Here is a 20,813-nt window from a genome sequence, read left to right as displayed (position 1 = left end):
GAGATGTCCCCCACTTCTCTAAGTGGGGGTTCATATTCCTAATTCAGTGGGAGTCCAAACGCCCACTGAATGCAATCCGATAGGATTGTGCAAGTGTTACGAAGGTAGCGAAGCGGACTGAGTAGACGCTTTGATCTTTTGTTATTATTTCGTTTTGACTTGAATTTAGGAAATCCTGTTTTAGGCTTTCTAACGCACACAACCAAAAGTCTTACCTATGAGCACTTCTTGTTCTGAATTTGGATATATTCTAAATTTGAACGCTTTATTCAATGCTTTTCACCTTGACTTTCTATATATTTCTTGATGACTTCAATAGGGGCGCCACCAGTTGTAAGTAAACAGTAACTTCTTGACCAAAAATATKCTTTCCATAGTTTTTKACGAATTGACTGAAATTCATTTTTGAGTAGCCTTGAGCTCGCACTTTTATAAGCATTAATAAACTTTGATAATTCACTATTTGGGTGTGCCTTGAACAGTATATGAATACGGTCACTTTCGTGATTCCACTCTAGCAATGTTATATTGTAATTTTTTGCGATATATTCGAATATTTCTTTAGCCCTTTCAGATACTGCATCTTCAAGGACCATTCGTCTATATTTGATTACTAGCACAAGATGATAATACATCAAAAACACTGAATGATTATTATTATCCATTTTCATTTATTTCCAACCTCCTTTGTATACTACTACTGATTACATTATAGCATTTTCTGCAGCATATTTCAAAGGCAAAAACCACCGATTCATCTCCCACCTACGCTCTCACTCCCTGAGCAAGGAAGGCTAAGAGGAAGGATACTTCTCGGCTTTTAGGTTAAAATATCATTTTTTTTGCAAAAGGAGAATATAATATTAGAAACTCATATTTTAAATCAATTCATAGTTACAGCTTTCAGCTATTAAAAGCACTCTCACTTAGTCCGCAATTTTTAATGTTTTATTCCCTATTTTCAAAGTAAATCTTTCATCAAAATAGCTATTAAGTTTTGCATTCGAAAGGGCAATAGCATTTGGATTTGTAAAGCCTCTTGATACGAAGAACTTGTTCGAAATACTAGTGACAACTGTGTTTTCCCATTTTCTTGTATTTTGATTAAGTACATGCGTTTCTACAGTAAGATTTAGATTATTTAGTTTTTGAGAGATTAGGCCAAGCCTATAACCACTACCATCATTTAAATCACAGTAAGTATATTTATCAACCCTTGTTGATATCGTTCCATCTACTTCAGTATAATTGCCCGATTGTGGTGTTACAGCACCATCACCCCAAAGATCAACTAAATATTCTAAAATGCTAATACCACTTACAAATAAACTAACTTCACTAATGGCAATACCTGCGGATGTCATAGCAATGCCAGTAATGGCTGTTGCATTTGAACCCGTAATTAACAAGTCAACTGGATCCGAATAATACGTCGAATCATAAGATTTATAATATACTGTGGATGAGAGCATAGCATTGACCCCAAATTGGTTTACTGGTGGCTGAATTTTTGTAATATTCGATTCAGCTATTGTAACTTGTACGTTGATAACATTATCCTTGCTTTTATGAGCCTTTTTCATTATATCATTAATAACCTCAACAGGAATATTCTCAGCTTCCATTTTACTTCTTAAGTTTTTTTCATGTATATTCCCTGTAAATAACACTTTCCTAATTGGAGGCTCTGAAATTGATTCAGTAGAAGCACAAAATGCTTGTGTTGAACCCGTAAAAACCATAATTATTAGTACAACCACAGAAATAATTTTTCTCATTAGTTTTTTCTCCTTCTTATCTCGTTGCGCAATCTAATATTGAGTTGGCCAGACTAAGCATACTTTGATCGCTACTTTAAATTTGTGTTTAGTAACCTCTGAAACAGATGCTTCATAATTATAAATATATTGCACTATTATTATGTAATCATTTTACCAATAACACTCCGATAAACAACCCAATTCAAGTTGGGTTATTCTCATACCCATACAGTTCAGCTGCTTTATCTATATATATTTTTTTAAGTCTCATGTTCCATCACATTGAGCAGTTCAATTGACATTTTAAAATTCTTATCCGAATCTGGACATCGAAGATTCTTTTTTAGAAACTGCTCGTCGGAATAAGAGCCCACTCAAAAATATAAAAATAACCCCATCATTATGAACAACGTGTTCATTTAAATAGGGTTATTTGGGAGATGTTAAAAATAAATTTTATTCAAAAGCTGCTTCTGTCTGCTTGCTTTTAATTTTTTGAACAACGATTACGAGGATAAAAATCGAAAGCCCAATAGCATCCTGAGTCACACTTTCAGTGATTAATAAGAGCGACCCCGCAAATACAACCACACGAATAAGGGGATTAAGCTTGCCTTTCAAGTACCCCTCTGTGGCGATTCCGATCATGAAAACACCGATAATCGCTGTTATAGTTACTCTAATCGCAACAAATGGGGTGGTATCTAATAAGAGTAATCCCGTATTATACACGAACATATAGGGTACGATAAAGCCTGCAAGCGCCAATTTTACAGATTGAAGCCCCGTTTTCATTGGATCGCCACCTGAAATACCTGCTGCTGCAAAAGAAGCCAATGCCACAGGTGGTGTAATGTTGGCGAACATTGCAAAATAGAATACAAACATATGTGCTGCAATTGCTGGAACACCAAGTTGAATAAGTGCAGGTGCTGCCATGGTTGCTGTGATCAAATAAGCTGGAATTGAAGGCAAGCCCATGCCAAGGATCATACAAGTGACCATCGTGAGCATAAGTGTCGCCAAAAGGCTGGTGTGACCAAGTTGAATGATTGCATTTGCCATGTTGAGACCAAATCCAGTTAAACTTACAACACCGATGATGATACCCACCACTGCACATGCCACTGCAACCGATACAACTGATTTCGTCCCTTCTTCAAATGCATCTAAGATATCACGAAAGCTCATACGCGTTTCTTTCTTGATCATACTTACAGCTATCGTTACGATGATTGTACAAAATGCAGAGAAGATAACAGTTCTACCGCTAAATAGCAACATATAGAGCAAGAAAATAATCGGAAGTAATAAGTGCCCTCTGGCTTTCATAACTTCTTTTACCTTAGGCAATTCCGCTTTCGGAATACCCACAAGGTTATTTTTAGAAGCACGGAGCTGAACTTGGACAATAATGCCCAAATAGTATAAAAGTGCAGGAATTGCAGCACTGACAACGATTACGCTGTACTTAACGCCCAGCATCTCTGCCATGATAAATGCAGCAGCCCCCATAATTGGCGGCAAAAGCTGTCCGCCTACTGAGGCCGTCGCTTCGACAGACCCTGAAAATTCGTCACTATAACCTGTTTTCTTCATAAGTGGAATGGTGAACGCGCCTGTGGTAACGACATTTGCAACCGCTGAACCATTGATACTGCCCAAGAAACCACTTGCAATAACCGCTACTTTTGCAGGACCACCTTTAGTATGCCCTGCAAGCGCAAGCGCAATATCATTGAAGAACTGACCCATCCCCGATTTGTTCATAATGGCACCAAACAAAATGAATAGGAAGATATAGCTGGCTGCCACATTGACTGACGTACCATAGATGCCTTCTGTATTAATAAATACATGGTTTACGAGTTTGCCCCATGTATAACCTCTGTGCATGAAGATACTCGGCATATATTGTCCAAAGAGCCCATATGCCAAAAATAGAGCACTTAATATGACCAGTGGCCATCCCGAAATCCGTCTTGACGCTTCCATAACAAGGAAGATGAGCATTGTGCCTACGATGACGTCCATCGTATTTGGCATTCCCATTCGGTTGATAAAATTGACATAATCTGACCAAACGTATACCGCCACTGCTATTGCCATCAATGCAAGGACATAATCATACCATGGAATGGCTTTATGATTTGACTTTCCAGTTGCTGGATACAGAAAAAATGCCATCACAAGCATCATAGCCACATGAAGTGATCTGTGAAGATGCGTTGCGGGGTAACCCATAAATGAAGTGATAAAATGATAAAGCGCAATCCCTATAGCCAACCAGTACACTATCTTTGAGATCGATTTATTGTCAAACTTACGCGTTTTAGATTCTTTATCAAATTTTTCTAAAAGTTCTTGTTGTTGAGCATCCATCACACCTTCGAGGTTTTTAACCGCTTTGGGAGATGTGCTTTTCTCTTTTTCTATTGAGGCTTTCGCCATAATTGAAACCTCCTTTCAATTTTCAGCAAAATGGGTTCATGATGCGGTAATTCTGACCCTCTAATGATGGGTTTATCATTAACTGCGATGTACTGATTTGCTGTTTGTGAATTAATCCACTGGATCTCTTTAAAAATTTCATGAATATTGGACATGTAAACCATGCCCTCTTTCACCGTTACTGTGCCTTTATTTTCTGGAATACCTGCCCCAAATCCAGCGACTCTAATCTCTTCGAGATCAAGACAGGATTCACCTATTATTCTAAAATCTTCGTACCAAGGAATATGCTCAAAAGAATGAATCCATTCATAGGTTAGTAAATCGCCTGCATGCACAGGCATGGTCAAATAAACCTCTCCAGTTTCCTGATGTGAGATTACAAGTTTCAGTTCCCTATGAGTCCAAATAAAAATACCTAATATCATAATGCCTATGCCTATAAAGGTCATTCCTTTTTTAAGAGAGGGGAAAGCCACTCTTGGCTTCCCCTTCATATCCTTCTGATTCATAATCTAATTTATACCTTGCTCTTCGTAATATTTAAGTGCGCCTGGATGGAAAGGAATATCAACGCCTAATTTTGCATTTTCAAGTGAAATATTTTTTTCTGCCGTTGCATGAGATGCTTTGATATCATCAATATTTTCAAAAATACCTTTTGTCAAGTCATAAACAACATCATCCGGTAAGTCTTTGCTCACAAGCATAATATTTCTAACCGTTGCAGTTGTAATGTCCTTCTCAGTACCGTAGACATCTGCTGGAATTCGAGCGCCCACAAAGAAAGGATACTTAGCAATCAAATTCTCAAGACCTTCGCCTTCGATTGGAATAATTACGATTTTAGCCGCTGTACCAAGTTCCATAACCGTTGCGTTTGGAATACCACTGGTTACAAACACAGCATCCACTTGATTGTTCTTCATTTGATCGATCGCTTCACCGTAGTTGAGGTAATCCACACTACTGTCTTCATAAGTCATACCATGCGCTTCGTACATCATTCTTGCATTTAACTCAACGCCTGAGTTCGGCGCGCCAATACCCACACGTTTACCTTTAAGGTCTTCAAATTTAGTGATGCCGCTTTTGTCTGTTGTCACTAACTGTACATAGTTCGGATAAAGTGACATTAAGCATCTCAAATCTTGTGCAGGCTCTTTGCCTTCAAATGCGCCAAATGCATCATATGCCTGAGCCACTGAATCCGACATTGTGATTGCCATTTCTGCCCCACCAGTGAGAATCAAGTTGATGTTTTCAACAGATGCGCCTGTTGCTTGAGCTGATGATTTATAACCCAATTTATTTTGGAATACGCTTGAAAAAGCACCTCCAATCGGATAGTAAAGTCCGCTCGTTGCCCCTGTTGCCACTGTGATAAAATACTGGCTTCTATCTAGCGTTGGTTCGCTCGTAGCTTGTACTTCTGTTCCTGATTCTGGTGCTGCTTCTGTAGCTGGTGCTGGCTCTGCAGGCTTGCTTGAACATGCCGTTAATAATAACGCCCCCGTTAGAATTAAAACACCTAATTTAGAAATTTTACTTTTTAACATGGAAGTCCTCCCCATAATTTTTTAGTCACAATTACATAACGCAAAGATGGTGCCAATGCATCGCTGTTTTTGATAAAGTGCTTTTTCTAGCAATGAGAGGCTGTGAAGCGATTTTCTTGTTTTTTTAAATTCAAAAATGTTCAAAAAAAAACGGCAGTTTTTGCCGCAAGGCAATTTTTGCCGTTTTACGATCCACTCGACTCAACCCAAAAGCATTCATGAGGTTTATTCAGCTTAATGAATCCCATAATCTTGAATTTTATTTCTGAGGCCCCTTTCGCTGATGCCGAGCATCGTTGCAGTGGCTTTCTTATGACCCTTATTCAATTTGAGTGCAGCACTTATCAATTCTTTTTCAGCTTCTTGTAGAGTTAACCCGACTAAGTTCTGCGTCCCAATCTTCACACCAATCGTAAGATCCAAAGTGTCTCCACTGAGGCCCTTTTGCGCTCTCAATTCCATCGGCAAATTTTCGACTTCTATTATTTTATCTTTGGAGAGCAAGACGGCACACTCCATTATGTTGGCAAGTTCCCTTACATTTCCAGGATAATGATATTCTCGTAAAAGTGACTCTGCTTTTTTAGAGATGCCTTCCACATTTTGCGACATACTCTCATTATAAAGTCGGATGAAATTTTGAAGCAAAAGCGGTATATCGGATCTTCTTTCTCTAAGAGGTGGCAATTGAATTTCAATCACATTGAGTCTAAAATAAAGATCACTCCTAAACTTTCCTTCTTCTACCATTTTCTTTAGATTTTGATTCGTTGCAGCCAAGACTCTCACATTGACCTTAATGGCTTCATTACTCCCAAGAGGCGTGTATTCTTTTTGCTGCAAAACCCTTAACAATTTGGCCTGAAGCGGATAGGGCATATCTCCAATCTCATCAAGAAAAATGGTGCCACCATCTGCATATTCAAATTTACCAATTTTATCTGTCACAGCACCTGTAAAAGTCCCCTTTACATGTCCAAAGAGTTCCTCTTCTAGAAGCCCTTCTGGAATTGCCGCACAATTGATCTCCACGAACTTCTTATGTTTTCGCTTGCCCGCATAGTGAATGGCCCTTGCCACAAGTTCCTTACCGGTGCCACTTTCACCGTTGATCACCACACTGGTATCCACATCTTTTAATTTCTCTATATAGCTGAAAACATTTTTCATGACGGCGCTTTTTCCGATGATTCCATGATAAACATACTCACCCTCGCCATCATACTCAAAGCGAACAGCTTCTCGATGCATTTGAAATTCTAATGCCTGCTCTATCGACTTATAGAGTAAATCCAAATCCAGCGGCTTCGTAAGATACGTGAAAGCACCTTTCTTAATAGCATCTACTGAAGATACAATCGTGCCATATGCTGTCATTATGATGACCTGAATCGTCTTGTCTATATTTTTAATCTCCTCTAAAAGATCAATGCCATCCACATTGCCAATCCTCAGATCTAAAAGCACTAAGTTGAAATTCTCTTTCACTAAATAATCAAGTCCCTTTTGAGGCAATACTGTGGTCTTGACCTCATATAGATCTTCCAGTGCAAACTCAAGAGATGAGCAAATATCCTCTTCGTCATCTATGATCAATATCTTTTTGTTCATCAAATGCCCCCTTAAACAATAACCCGATTTGAGTCCCTACAAATTTTTGACTCTCGATCTTAATTTGTCCCCCATTGTCTTCAATCATCTGTTTTGAAAGTGGCATCCCAATACCACTCCCCTTGACTTTCGTGGTATAAAAAAGCTCAAATATGAGTGCCATTTCATCTGGCGTCATGCCCACACCATTATCCGACACGTTTATCAAAACCTGTTCATCGTCTCTATGTGCTTCTATTGTAATTTGATTTGCGAGTTCTAAATGCTGTAGCCTTGATTCGATAATGGCATCTATGGCATTTAAGATCAAGTTGATAAACACTTGCTTCATTTGATCTTTATCTGCTAAGATCGTTAACCCCTCATCAATCATTATGTTAAGATGAATGTTATTTTCGTTTAAAGTCGGTGAAAACAAAACCGAGCAGTATTCAACGAGCAACTGAACATCTACGACTTCTATATTTTTAGCTTTTGGCTTAACATAATCGATTAAGTTTTCGATTAATTTATTCACGCGTTCCACTTCATTGGGCACTACCTTTGTGATCTGTTTCTGAAATTCAGCATTGTCCTTTTTACGTGGCAATAATTCAACGTAAGTCTTTATCGAAGTCAGCGGATTTCGAATTTCATGTGCAATTCCAGAGATCATGCGCAATAAAACCCGATTCTTTTCTTTTTCAACCACTTGCTCTTTTAATATTTTTTCCTCAGTGATATCTTCAATGGTAATAATCCCGCCACTGGAATTCATCAAGGGGTAAATCACATATCTGTAGTACATTTTAATACCGTTTGTAATGATTTCAAATTCCTTTTCCGAATAAGACTCACCATATTTTATAACGCGTTCAATCCCATTTTTAATCATCTCGCTCAGTGGCACCAATGTAAATATATCGGTGCCCACGGGCATTTCTGTAAGCTTGCAAAGCGCTAAAGCGGGCTCATTCATGGCAGAAATCTTATAATTTTTATCAAAGATGGCAATGCTTCTCGGACTACTCTCAAAGATGAGATTTTTAAGTTCATTCGAATTGTTAATTTCAATAATCTTATGTTCAAGTTGCTTATTCGTTGCACTTAATTCCTCTGTTTTTTCATCCACTCTTTTTTTAAGCTGAACACTGATCATCGCCGCTATAAAAATCACGCATAGCGCCAGTACCAAGCCAAATCCCGTAATTTTCATAAACCGTTCAAAATTTTTTTGATTCTCTAAATTTTTATCATCAATCCAGACATTATACATTTTTTCATATTCGCCATCCAGTTTAAGCCGTTTCAAAGCTTCGTTAAAACGAATGAGCATGATTTCTTCTGACTTATTCATGGCGAGATAATAATCGATTGGTGTTACATAACTGTTGTTAAAACTGTATAATGACGTCAAATTATTTTTTTCGAGCAAATACTCAGCCACATGTCTAACGCCAATCATCATATCCGCACGTTTTAACATCATAAGATCTACAACGGCTTCTTGATTAAAGGTATTGTTAAAATTGGCTTTTTTGATATTCCTGACATACTCAAATTCTGCGGAGTCCCTTTCTACTGCAATGAGCACCGTTGACTTGCCTATACTCTTTTGAATATTATCTTCACTTGCTTTAGGCACCACGATGGAAATCGTTGAATTCACAAGGCTATCGCTAAAATTAAGCGTTTCGTCTAAGTCACCGTTGTATCTTAAGCCTAAAATCATATCAATTTCACGGGCTTCAAATTTATTTAGGCATTCCGCATACGGCAACGGGATGAACGTAACACTTACATTGAGCTCTTTAAAAATAGACTGTGTCAAATCGATTAAAAACCCTTGATAGGCACCCGCTTCATAAAACTGATAGGGGGGAAGCGCTGGATCGAATCCAATTCGAATCACTTTCTCTAGACCATTACGATCATCCTCAGAGTAAGTCAAAACAGAAAGGTTCCCTACTAAAAGAGAAATCATTACTATGCACATCATAAAGCTTTTAAACTTAATGCTCTTCACGTTTGCCACATGCCTTTCAAATGATTTTCAATACACTTTTATGATCGCGCAACTTAATTAATAGTATAGTTTAAACCCCAGTTGATGTAAAGTTCCTTCGCCTTCAAAAAGGGGATAGCCTCTATCTGAACGTTATAAGCTCTATAATCAACAAAAGCGATTATCCCTTCCTCTAGTCATGAGTCCTCGGCAGAAATGCGCTGCCTGTGGCGTGACCGTCTGAATGAATAATCGCTTTTATACAGTTAAAACTTATCCGATGCACACCTCAAGTAGTAGTTCACCTGATTTCACAAGTTGATCCTGTTTCACATAAATTTTCTCCACTGTGCCGCCTTGCTTTGCACTGATAGTGGTTTCCATCTTCATGGCTTCAATGATAAACAGCACATCATTTTCTGCCACTTCATCCCCTTCGCTTACCAAAACTTTGGTCACTTTTCCTGGTATTGGACTGCCGATTTCACAAGGATTTGTCTCATCTGCAAATACCGTTTGAGCAAGGTTACTTCTCAGCGATGAACTCTCATCTTTAATAGAGACTTCTCTTCTATTGCCATTTACCTCATAGATGATCGCTCTTGTGCCGTCCTCTTGGAGTTTACCGATTTCAAGCAATTTTATATTCAATATTTTACCAGATTCAATTTCCACCTCACATGTTTCACCTTCGATAAGACCGTGAAAGAAAATGTCACTGCCCATTCTGCTGAAATCACCATGCTTATCCAGATAATCATAGTAATCATCCACCACTTTTGGATAAAGCGCGTAACTGATCAAATCCGATTTACTGGGTTTAATATTGTATTTATTTCTAAGGTGTGAATCAATCGCACCAAAGTCCTCTGGAGGCAACAAATCACCCGGTCTACAAGTCACAGGCTCTTGATTTTTGAGCACGATCTTTTGGAGTGGCTCGGGAAAACCACCTTGTGGCTGTCCCATATAACCACCAAAGTAAGAAACTACCGAATCTGGAAAAGCAAGATCTTTACCTTTCTCTAAGATATTCTCTGGTGTAAGTTCATTTTGCACCATAAAGATGGCCATGTCGCCCACGGCTTTAGAGGAAGGTGTTACCTTGATGATATCCCCAAACATATCGTTTACGGCTTTATACATTTCCTTAACTTCACCAAACTTGTGTGAAAGACCAAAACTGTCTACCTGTGGTTTGAGATTTGAGTACTGTCCACCGGGAATTTCATATTTGTAAATCTCAGCACTAGAAGTCTTGAGATCGGATTCAAAACTCTGATATACTGGTCTTACATTCGCCCAATAATCCGATATTTGCTGGATATGATCCAGTTTAAGCCCCGTATCTCTTGACGAATTCGAAAGTGCTGCCACGATGCTGTTGAGTGCGGGTTGACTTGTGAGACCTGACATGCTGTTAAAGGCAGTATCTACGATATCCACACCTGCCTCTGCTGCCATGAGCAATGTTGCCACACCATTTCCAGTGGTATCATGTGTGTGAAGATGAATGGGTATTGAAATCTCATTTTTCAGTGCCGTTATGAGTTTCTTCGCCGCATATGGTTTTAAAAGTGCTGACATATCCTTGATGCCCAATATGTGCGCACCCATTTTTTCAACTTCTTTAGCCATTTTCACATAGTACTCAAGGCTGTATTTATCCCGCGTTTCGTCCAGTATATCCCCTGTATAACAAAGCGTTCCCTCAGCAATTTTTCCAGTTTGAAGCACTTGATCCATCGAGACCTTCATACCTTCAAGCCAGTTGAGCGAGTCAAAGATTCTAAAGACATCAATCCCTCTCATTGCGGATTCATCGATTAAGGCTTTAATCACATTATCAGGATAATTCTTATACCCAACGCCATTTGAGCCTCTGATGAGCATTTGAAGCAGTACATTAGGTACTCTTTCCCTGATGCTATCGAGTCTATCCCATGGGTTTTCTTTTAGAAAACGATACGCCACATCAAAAGTTGCACCGCCCCACATTTCAAGCGAAAAGAGCTCTGGCGCAAGCACTGCTGTGGCTTTTGCGATCTTCTTCATATCCACAGTTCTCATGCGCGTCGCCATTAGTGATTGATGAGCATCGCGCATAGTGGTATCTGTCAGAAGCAATCTGTTTTGACCTCTAATCCAGTCCACAACACCTTTTGCACCTTTTTGATCCAGTATTTGCTTTGTACCGAAGCCCCGAGCCATCCCCTCAATATTAGGGACATGCGGCACATCGAACTCTTGTTTTCGGCCCTTCGTTTCATTGACCACTTTTTCTCCAATGAAATTGAGGACGCGCAATTCTTTATCTGTTTTAGATTTAAAATCCACTAACGACTTGTTATCTGCTATAAAATTCGTATCGCAAAGCCCTTTGTGGAAAGTCTCATGATTGAGCACATTAATAAGGAAATCTGTATTCGTCTTAACCCCACTAATCTTAATTTCCTTAATCGCTCTTACCGATTTACGAATCGCATCTTCAAAGCTTCTTGACCAAGTGGTACATTTAACCAATAAACTGTCATAGTAAGGTGAAATGACTGCACCTGTAAACCCGTTGCCACCATCAAGTCTCACACCAAATCCAGAGCCTGTTCTATAGACATCAATCTTGCCTGTGTCTGGCATAAAATCATGTTTGGGATCTTCTGTTGTGATCCGGCATTGAATGGCATAACCGTTGACGTGAATGCTCTCTTGACCTTTAATATCGATCTCTTGAGAATCCAGCGCATAGCCTTCTGCAACTAAAATTTGCGCTTGTACAAGGTCAATACCTGTGACCATCTCGGTAACCGTATGTTCTACTTGAATTCTAGGATTCATTTCAATAAAGTAATGTGCCCCTGTCTGATCTACTAAAAATTCACAAGTCCCAGCACCTCTATAGTTAACAGCCCTTGCTATTTTTAGAGCGTCCTCACAAATCATCTTTCTCTGTGCATCTGTCAAGCAAAGTGAAGGTGTGAACTCCACAACTTTTTGATGTCTTCTTTGAATAGAACAATCCCTTTCAAAGAGATGGACGATATGCCCCTGCTTATCCCCTAAAATCTGAACTTCAATATGCTTTGGTGCCTCTAAATATTTTTCAATAAAAATATCATCATTGCCAAAAGCTTTAAGCGCTTCTGAACGCGCTGCGTGAAATTCCTTCAAAATATGTTTTTCATCCCTTACAATCCTCATACCTCTACCGCCACCGCCTGACGCTGCTTTGAGCATAATCGGATAACCTGCTTTTTGTGCGAATTGTTTTGCCTCTTCATCATTCGCTATCGGTCTTTCAACACCAGGAATTATAGGGACCCCTGCTGTGGTAGCCACTATTTTAGACTTGATTTTATCCCCTACAGAAATCATCATTTCCGGTGTCGGCCCTATAAATTCAATCCCAGCTTCTGCACATTTCTTTGCGAAATCTGGATTTTCTGATAGAAAACCATAGCCGGGATGAATGGCATCAACACCTTTTTTGATTGCAAGTTTCACGATTTCATCGATATCAAGATACGCCTCAATCGGCCCTTTATTTTTGCCTATAAGATAGGATTCATCTGCCTTCGTTCTAAAGAGTGAATTTTGATCTTCTTTAGAATAGACTGCCACCGTTCTAATACCAAGTTCATGGCATGCCCTAAAGACGCGAATCGCAATTTCACCTCTATTGGCTACAAGTACACGTTTAAACTTCTTCACGTCTGAGCCCTCCTCACATTTAATTCATACCAATATATCAGTCTTCACATAAAAATACAACCCATTTTGTATATTTTCATTGAACATAATGTTTTTTTCTTTAGCTTGTGCTGTTTTTTAAAGTTTTTTTGCCTTTTACTTTATCAAATTCGATTTTAGGCGTCCGTAGACAGCGTTCAACTTAAATTTATTAATAAGAATAGATGTATTTTTATGCATCAATGTTGCATAAACCACAATCAGCCCTATTGGATTGTTTCGATTCTCACAAGTAAGTTTCTTCTATTATATTCTCTTATCTATAAGCCTTAAGATTTATGCGTTTTAAAGGCCTCTCTCTTAGAGGCACGCCTTCATTTTCTTTATTAACAATTTATGCTCAATTATAAACAATTTATAAAATGCCTTGATTCTCATGTTTAAGTGACATATACTTTGAATGTCAAATGATTATCGGCGATTCTGTCGCCACTATTATTCGGAATAATGATGAACTCATAATATGAAATGAAATTTAGGAGGAACTTTAAAATGACTTTTGAAAAAGTAAGAGATATTCTAGTAGAAGAATTAGATTTAGATGCAAATGAAGTGACATTGGAAAGCAACATCAGAGAAGACTTAGGCGCAGATTCACTGGATATGGTGGATTTGATCATGTCAATCGAAGATGCTTTTGAAGTAAAAGTTGAAGAAAACGACGCTGTAAACATCAAAACAGTGGGCGATATCGTTAATTACATCAATAAATAACATTTATGATCTCAATATCCTTTAATGAAAATCCTTGGCTTATGCCTAGGATTTTCTTCATAAAGAAAACAAATAAACTTTTTATAAACTTTTTATAGTCTTCAAGGAGGCAATATGTTTAGAACAAACATCTGCGATTTACTTAATATTGAATACCCAATCTTACAAGGTGGGATGGCATGGATTTCAGATGCCGACTTAGCTGCAGCCGTTTCCAACGCAGGTGGTCTTGGGGTTATTGCTGGCGGCAATGCTGAAAAGCATATTGTCGAAAAACAAATTACTAGAATTCAAAGCTTAACTCAAAAACCTTATGCACTTAACGTCATGTTATTAAGCCCCTTTGTGGATGATATCATCGACCTCGCAATTGAAAAAAAAGTCCCTATTGTCATTACAGGGGCAGGGAGTCCAGGCAAATATATCGAACGTCTAAAAGCGGCAAATATCAAGATTATTCCAGTGGTTGCATCTGTGGCCCTCGCCAGAAGAATGGAGTCTTTAAACGTAGATGCACTCATTGCTGAGGGCATGGAATCAGGCGGGCATATTGGCGAGCTCACAACCATGGCACTTGTCCCGCAGGTCATTGATTCTGTCAACATCCCCGTTATAGCAGCTGGTGGGATTGCCGACGGTAGAGGTGCAGCAGCCGCGTTTATGCTCGGTGCTCAAGGCATCCAAGTCGGTACACGTTTTCTTGTTGCTCACGAGTGCAATGTGCACGCGGCTTATAAAGGCATGGTCATCAGTGCAAAAGATACTTCTTCTGTGATCTCTGGAAGATCAACGGGCCACCCTGTGAGAATTCTAAAAAACAAACTCTATCGTCAATGTGCTGAACTTGAAAAGCAGAATGCTTCGCCTGAAGCAATCGATGCGCTTGGTGTAGGTGCTCTCAGAAAAGCAGCTGTTGATGGCGATATTCAGTTTGGTTCTGTCATGGCAGGTCAAGTGGCTGGTCTTATAAAAAAGGAAGAGTCCTCTGAAGAAATTATTAAACAAATTTTTACTGAATGTGAAACAGTCATACTCAAAAACTTTAAAATGGTTGCTAATAAATAGAAAGGACGGTATGTTATGAAAATTGGTTATGTGTTTGCAGGACAAGGTGCACAAAAAGAAGGTATGGGAAAAGAATTCTTCGAGGCTTATGAAGTCAGTCGTGTTGTTTATGATCAAGCAAATCTCGCTTTAGGATATGATTTAAAATCACTTTGCTTTAACGGTCCTCAAGAAGATCTTAACAAGACTGAAATCACTCAGCCAGCGATCTTAACAACCTCCATCGCTATGCTCAAAGCCTTTGAATCTAAAATGTCGATCAAACCGAGTGCCGTTGCAGGCTTAAGCCTTGGTGAATACAGTGCACATGTTTGTTCAGGCTCTCTCGCTTTTGATGAAGCGGTTCAACTCGTCAAAAAAAGAGGTGCTTTTATGCAAGAAGCCGTTCCTTTTGGTGTTGGTGGTATGAGCGCCATTGTAGGCTTATCGCCTGAAGAAACAGAAGAAGTTGCTAAACTTGCCAGTGCTCATGGCACTGTAGAAGTCTGTAATTACAATTCTCCAAAGCAAATCGTCATTGGCGGCGATCTCAAAGCACTTGAAATCGCTGGTGAAATCGCAAAAGAAAAAGGTGCCAAACGCGTGTTACCACTTCCTGTGAGTGCGCCTTTCCATACCTCTATGCTTGTTAAAGCTCAAGAAAATTTAGCAGCTGAACTTGAAAACGTCAATATCTTTGATATGAAAGTGCCTGTTATTTCAAATGTAGATGGCAGAATCGTATCTTCTGAAACCCTGATTAAAGATACACTTGCCAAGCAAGTTACGAGTTCCGTAAGATGGATTGAGTGTATTGAGTCCATGAAATCCATAGGCATTGACACAATCGTCGAATTCGGCCCTGGAAATGCACTTTCCTCTTTTATTGGCAAGATTGATAAAAGCATCAAAGTCGTTTCAATTCATGATTTAGAATCCTTAAATAGCGCTGTTGCTTATTTCAATGATGCCTTTATTGAAAGAGCTATATAAGGTTAGCGCGTCAAAAGTCAAAAATTATTTTGTCTATTATCTGACCCTAGAAATAGTCTTTTCAAAATGAAAAGACTATTTCTAGGCAAGTCATGCCCTATAAAAATGAGGTGTTCAAATGAAAGTCGCAATCGTTACAGGTGCCAGTCGAGGCATTGGAAAAGCCATCGCCATCGCACTTGCCGAAGAAGGCTACAACTTAGTCCTTAACTATCGAAATAGTCGTGAGGCGCTTGAGGAACTTGCAAGCACATTAAAAACAGAAACCATCTTAGTTCAAGGTGACGTCAGCAATTTTGAAGAGGCCGAAAACATCATCAATACTGCTAAATCAACTTTTGGACAAATTGATCTCCTTGTAAACAATGCTGGGATCACCAAGGACAATCTCATCCTCAGAATGAGCGAAGCAGATTTTGATTCCGTCCAAAACATCAATTTAAAAGGGACTTTTAATTGTACCAAGCACGTGTCAAGAATCATGCTCAAACAGAAATTTGGTAGAATCATCAACATATCATCTGTTGTTGGTATCACTGGGAACGTTGGACAATCCAACTATGCAGCTTCAAAAGCAGGTATTATCGGTTTTACGAAATCCATCGCCAGAGAACTCGCTTCAAGAAACATCACTGTCAATGCCATAGCCCCTGGGTTTATTCAAACGAAAATGTCCGATGCCATTAGCGAAGAAGCAAAACAAGCTTCCTTATCCAAAATTCCTCTTGGTAAATTTGGTCAACCCGAAGATGTTGCTGGTGTGGTGGTTTTCCTAGCATCTGATAAGGCCAATTATATTACAGGTCAAGTCATCCAAGTAGATGGCGGTATGGCAATTTAGAACAATGCGTTAAAAACATTATTAACAAAATCATGACTGGAGGCATTTTATAATGAATAATAGAGTTGTTGTTACTGGAATGGGTGTTGTATCCCCTATCGGAGCAGGAAAAGATACCTTTTTAAAAAATATCAAAGCAGGTACATGTGGAATCAGTTTAATTGAATCTTTTGATACAGCAAATTTCAAAGTTAAATGTGCTGGCGAGATCAAAGATTTCGTTGTCACCGATTATATCAATAAAAAAGACGCAAAACGTATGGATCGTTTTACACATTTCGCCATTGCAGCATCGCAACTTGCTGTACAAGATTCTAATTTAACAATTGATGATGACAATGCCCAAGCTGTTGGTGTTTATTTAGGCTCGGGGATTGGTGGTCTCATCACAATCGAAGAAAATAGTGAAAAACTTATTACTAAAGGCGCTGACAGAATGTCACCGTTTTTCATCCCAATGTCGATCTCTAACATGGCTGCGGGTAACGTCTCTATAGCACTTGGTGTAAAAGGCTCTTGTCTTACTTACAATACCGCATGTGCATCAAGCGCAAGTGCTATTGGAGAAGCTTTTAAAGATTTGAGATGTGGCTATCATGATGTGATCATCGCTGGCGGTTCTGAAGCTTCTATTTCAGCACTTGGCATCGGTGGTTTTCAAGCGATGACTGCACTTAATGAATCTCATGATCCCATGAGAGCCTCTATCCCTTTTGACAAGGAAAGAAGTGGTTTTGTCATGTCAGAAGGTGCTGCAATGCTCGTACTCGAAACACTTGAGCACGCTCAAAAAAGAGGTGCAACAATCTATGCTGAACTCGTAGGCTATGGTTCAACAAGTGATTCGCACCACATTACAACGCCTGCTCCAGGGGGTGAAGGTGGCGCTAGAGCGATGAAAATGGCATTGAAAGATGCGGGGATCACACCAGAGGAAGTGGGTTACATCAATGCTCACGGTACAAGTACGCCATACAATGATATCTTTGAAACTGCAGCCATTAAATCCGCATTTGGTGATTATGCTTACAAGGTACCTGTATCCTCTACCAAATCTATGACTGGCCATTTACTCGGTGCAGCGGGCGCAATTGAATCCATCGTTTGTATCCATTCAATCATGGACAGTTTCGTACCACCTACCATCAACTTTACAGAAGCAGATGAACTTTGTGATCTGGATTATGTGCCAAACGTTGGTAGAAATCAAGAAGTGACTTATGCACTTACCAATTCACTTGGCTTTGGTGGACACAACGCTACCTTGATTTTCAGAAAATTTAAAGGTTAATGAGTAAGTGTTTTAGAGTTTCAAAAATCAAGATATCGTTTTATTGAGGAGACTATCATGGAAACCCTATTAAATAGCAATCAAATTCAAGAAATCATTCCACACCGTTACCCTTTTTTGCTCGTGGATAAGATCGTAGCACTTGAAGAAGGTATAAGTGCAGTGGGCATCAAAAATGTCACTGCAAACGAGTATTTCTTTCAAGGTCATTTTCCTCAGGAACATGTAATGCCAGGCGTACTCATCGTGGAAGCCCTTGCGCAAGTAGGTGCAGTAGTCCTTCTTAAAAAAGCAGAAAACATGGGAAAAATCGCTTACTTTGCAGGCATCAATAACTGCAAATTTAGGAGAAAGGTAATCCCTGGTGATACTTTATCTCTTGAAATAGAAATCATTAAATCGAGAGCCAACTTCGGTGTGGGCAAAGCCGTTGCAAAAGTCGATGGCAAAGTTGCATGTGAAGCGGAACTCTCCTTTATGATTGGATCATGATTAGATAATGATAGAAAGTTCCCCACTCGAGGGAACTTTTTTTCAATCTTCAATTGAGATTATCCTCTATGTGCGTTCAAAAGCAATTTTTGAGAGTTTTTAAGTGTATGACTTTACTAAAGGGCTTTTTTTTGATATAATGCGTCGATACAATTGTTACATTTCCGAAATTTTTAGGGGGGGTTAATATGCGTCAAAAGGTCACTACTCAAAATAAAATCGTAATCAAGATTGGCTCTTCATCACTCACGCACGAAAGTGGGTTGATTGATTTGTGGAAGATGGAGTCCTTGGTCCGACAGATTGTCAATATTCACAATAGTGGTAAAAAAGTCATCGTCGTCTCTTCAGGTGCTATAGCGGCTGGTATGGGTAAGATGCATTTGAGCGAGCGCCCCCAATCGATCCCCGAGAAGCAGGCTGCAGCTGCAGTTGGTCAAAGCACTCTCATGCACATGTATGAAAAATTCTTCTCTGAATACGGTATTACCGTAGCTCAGGTTCTCTTAACCAAAGAAGACATGTATGAAGAAACACGTCGAGAACACTGTACAAATGCATTGAATACATTAATCAAACACAATATTATACCCATCATCAATGAAAATGATGTGGTTGCCATAGACGAAATAAAAGTAGGTGACAACGATACACTCTCTGCTGAAGTCTGTAAAATGATTTCCTTTGAATGCTTAATTATCCTGTCAGATATCAACGGCGTGTACGATAAAGATCCAAGACAAAATCCAGATGCTGTTCAAATTTTTGAAATTGATGACATCAGAGCACTTGATAAAATAGACGCAAGCGATTCCAACACTTCAGTAGGTACAGGAGGTATGATTACAAAATTCAATGCCGCCAGACTCCTTGCACCTTCAAAAATCAATTTACTCATCATCAACAGTCAAGTAGATCATATTCTTGATAGAACGCTTGAAGGCGAAAAATTGGGAACCTTTTTTCACTTTAGCAACTCATATTGAATAGACTATAACGGAGGCTTATTATGATAAACGATTATAAAAAGATGCTAGAACAGATGGGCTTCGAATCCAAAGAGGCCGCTGTGAGGCTTAGAACGCTGAGCTCAACAGATAAAAACAGACTCTTGCAAACGATTGGAAAGCAACTCCTCATTTTTGAATCTAAAATCTTAGAAGCAAATGAAATTGATATGAAAAACGCAAAACAAGCGGGTACTTCTGAAGCCATGCTAGATCGCCTCAGATTGGATTCAAAACGCATTCAAGATATGATAAAGGGCATTGAGCAAACTGTCGCTCTAAAGGACCCCGTGGGCACTGTGGATAAGATGTGGATTAATGATGCTGGTCTTAACATAGGCGCTAGACGTGTCCCCCTTGGCGTCATCGGCATTATTTATGAATCTAGACCCAATGTTACGGTGGATGCTGCGACACTTTGTTTAAAAACCGGCAATTCGGTTATCTTAAAAGGGGGCAAAGAAGCCGTCAATACCAACGTCGTATTGATTGAAGCCATTCAGGAAGCCCTTAAATTCAGAGCACTTCCTACTTCTTGTGTTCAGCTTATTCCAAGTTCTGATCGCGAACTCATCAAAATGTTCTTAGGCCTCAAATCTCTAGATTGTGTAATTCCAAGAGGTGGCGCTGGTCTCATACAATTTGTTCTAGAACATGCCAAAGTCCCTGTAATTGAAACAGGCACTGGAAATTGTCATATTTTCGTTGACCATCAATATCCAATTGACAATGCAACCGACATTATCCTCAACGCCAAAATTCAAAAACCGGGTGCTTGCAATGCAGTTGAAACCGTATTGCTTCACGAAAAAAACTTGGACTCTCACCTCATTCCAATTGTAGAATCGCTACATCTAGAAAATGTTAAAGTCGCTGTTTGTGATAAATGCTATAATCATCTGAAAAATTTCAACAAACTTGGGGATCACATTAGCCTCGCAACTGAGACGGATTGGGAAACCGAATATTTGGATTACAAACTTGCGATAAAAGCAGTCACTGACATCAAGGAAGCGATTGAGCACATTGAAACATTTAGCACACATCATTCAGAAGCAATCCTCACTGAAAATTATGCGCATTCTGAGTACTTTTTAAATCATGTAGATTCAGCTGCGGTTTATGTCAATGCTTCTACACGCTTTACAGATGGTAACCAGTTCGGTTTTGGAGCAGAAATAGGTATAAGTACTCAAAAACTACATGCTAGGGGCCCAATGGGACTTGAAGCTTTAACAACCATCAAATATATTATTTATGGACAAGGACAAATTCGGGATTAGTTACATTGTGTGGAAATTACTTCTGCTTGTTATTGT

At 39.2% G+C, this 20,813-nt stretch carries 17 protein-coding genes; 8 read left to right on the top strand and 9 right to left on the bottom strand.

The genetic code is table 11. From position 1 onward, the window contains the following. Window positions 1-189: 189 nt before the first annotated feature. The 9 genes from F3D3_RS25195 to F3D3_RS13815 form a co-directional block, all read right to left on the bottom strand. Window positions 190-273 carry a helix-turn-helix domain-containing protein gene (locus tag F3D3_RS25195; RefSeq protein ID WP_084389042.1) on the bottom strand — a complete coding sequence of 28 codons (84 nt, stop codon included), beginning with the start codon at window positions 271-273 and terminating at the stop codon, window positions 190-192. Beyond that, window positions 270-671: an IS200/IS605 family transposase gene (gene tnpA, locus F3D3_RS13850; RefSeq protein ID WP_069874809.1), complete on the bottom strand. Its 402-nt coding sequence runs from the start codon at window positions 669-671 to the stop codon at window positions 270-272. The genes F3D3_RS25195 and tnpA overlap by 4 nt, the downstream gene beginning before the upstream one ends. 255 nt (window positions 672-926) lie before the next feature. After that, window positions 927-1,778: a DUF5022 domain-containing protein gene (locus F3D3_RS13845; RefSeq protein WP_069874807.1), complete on the bottom strand. Its 852-nt coding sequence runs from the start codon at window positions 1,776-1,778 to the stop codon at window positions 927-929. A 438-nt stretch (window positions 1,779-2,216) separates the two neighbouring features. Beyond that, window positions 2,217-4,211, bottom strand: a complete 1,995-nt coding sequence (locus F3D3_RS13840; protein ID WP_084389041.1) for a TRAP transporter permease — start codon at window positions 4,209-4,211, stop codon at window positions 2,217-2,219. Then, window positions 4,193-4,723, bottom strand: a complete 531-nt coding sequence (locus F3D3_RS13835) for a DUF1850 domain-containing protein (protein WP_084389040.1) — start codon at window positions 4,721-4,723, stop codon at window positions 4,193-4,195. Before F3D3_RS13835 ends, F3D3_RS13840 begins: the two co-directional genes overlap by 19 nt. A 3-nt stretch (window positions 4,724-4,726) precedes the next feature. After that, a complete protein-coding gene (locus tag F3D3_RS13830) occupies window positions 4,727-5,770 on the bottom strand; it encodes a TAXI family TRAP transporter solute-binding subunit (protein ID WP_084389039.1) in 1,044 nt (347 codons plus the stop codon). A gap of 234 nt (window positions 5,771-6,004) precedes the next feature. After that, the gene (locus F3D3_RS13825) at window positions 6,005-7,381 is read right to left on the bottom strand and encodes a sigma-54 dependent transcriptional regulator (RefSeq protein ID WP_069874805.1); all 1,377 of its coding nucleotides are present in this window, start codon (window positions 7,379-7,381) and stop codon (window positions 6,005-6,007) included. Next, window positions 7,353-9,359, bottom strand: coding sequence for a transporter substrate-binding domain-containing protein (locus F3D3_RS13820; RefSeq protein ID WP_175438379.1), 2,007 nt, complete (start codon window positions 9,357-9,359; stop codon window positions 7,353-7,355). The genes F3D3_RS13825 and F3D3_RS13820 overlap by 29 nt, the downstream gene beginning before the upstream one ends. Window positions 9,360-9,638: 279 nt before the next feature. Beyond that, window positions 9,639-13,073: a pyruvate carboxylase gene (locus F3D3_RS13815; protein WP_069874802.1), complete on the bottom strand. Its 3,435-nt coding sequence runs from the start codon at window positions 13,071-13,073 to the stop codon at window positions 9,639-9,641. Window positions 13,074-13,604: 531 nt separating this feature from the next. Here F3D3_RS13815 and acpP point away from each other — a divergent pair. The 8 genes from acpP (at window position 13,605) to F3D3_RS13775 (ending at window position 20,777) form a co-directional block, all read left to right on the top strand. After that, window positions 13,605-13,826, top strand: a complete 222-nt coding sequence (gene acpP, locus F3D3_RS13810; RefSeq protein ID WP_069874801.1) for an acyl carrier protein — start codon at window positions 13,605-13,607, stop codon at window positions 13,824-13,826. Window positions 13,827-13,940: 114 nt separating this feature from the next. Further along, window positions 13,941-14,891, top strand: coding sequence for an enoyl-[acyl-carrier-protein] reductase FabK (fabK, locus tag F3D3_RS13805; protein ID WP_069874799.1), 951 nt, complete (start codon window positions 13,941-13,943; stop codon window positions 14,889-14,891). Between the two features lie 15 nt (window positions 14,892-14,906). Continuing rightward, the gene (gene fabD, locus F3D3_RS13800) at window positions 14,907-15,863 is read left to right on the top strand and encodes an ACP S-malonyltransferase (RefSeq protein WP_069874798.1); all 957 of its coding nucleotides are present in this window, start codon (window positions 14,907-14,909) and stop codon (window positions 15,861-15,863) included. 118 nt (window positions 15,864-15,981) lie between these two features. Then, window positions 15,982-16,704, top strand: coding sequence for a 3-oxoacyl-[acyl-carrier-protein] reductase (gene fabG, locus F3D3_RS13795; protein WP_069874796.1), 723 nt, complete (start codon window positions 15,982-15,984; stop codon window positions 16,702-16,704). Window positions 16,705-16,756: 52 nt separating this feature from the next. Beyond that, window positions 16,757-17,995, top strand: a complete 1,239-nt coding sequence (gene fabF, locus F3D3_RS13790) for a beta-ketoacyl-ACP synthase II (RefSeq protein WP_069874794.1) — start codon at window positions 16,757-16,759, stop codon at window positions 17,993-17,995. Window positions 17,996-18,052: 57 nt separating this feature from the next. Next, window positions 18,053-18,487 carry a 3-hydroxyacyl-ACP dehydratase FabZ gene (fabZ, locus tag F3D3_RS13785; RefSeq protein ID WP_069874791.1) on the top strand — a complete coding sequence of 145 codons (435 nt, stop codon included), beginning with the start codon at window positions 18,053-18,055 and terminating at the stop codon, window positions 18,485-18,487. A gap of 188 nt (window positions 18,488-18,675) precedes the next feature. Then, a complete protein-coding gene (gene proB / locus F3D3_RS13780) occupies window positions 18,676-19,473 on the top strand; it encodes a glutamate 5-kinase (protein WP_069874790.1) in 798 nt (265 codons plus the stop codon). Window positions 19,474-19,496: 23 nt separating this feature from the next. Further along, window positions 19,497-20,777 carry a glutamate-5-semialdehyde dehydrogenase gene (locus F3D3_RS13775; protein WP_069874789.1) on the top strand — a complete coding sequence of 427 codons (1,281 nt, stop codon included), beginning with the start codon at window positions 19,497-19,499 and terminating at the stop codon, window positions 20,775-20,777. Window positions 20,778-20,813 lie beyond the last annotated feature (36 nt).

This window comes from Fusibacter sp. 3D3 (assembly GCF_001748365.1).
In the GTDB taxonomy this organism is placed as follows: domain Bacteria; phylum Bacillota; class Clostridia; order Peptostreptococcales; family Acidaminobacteraceae; genus Fusibacter_A.
This window is presented reverse-complemented; position numbering and strand designations above follow the sequence as displayed.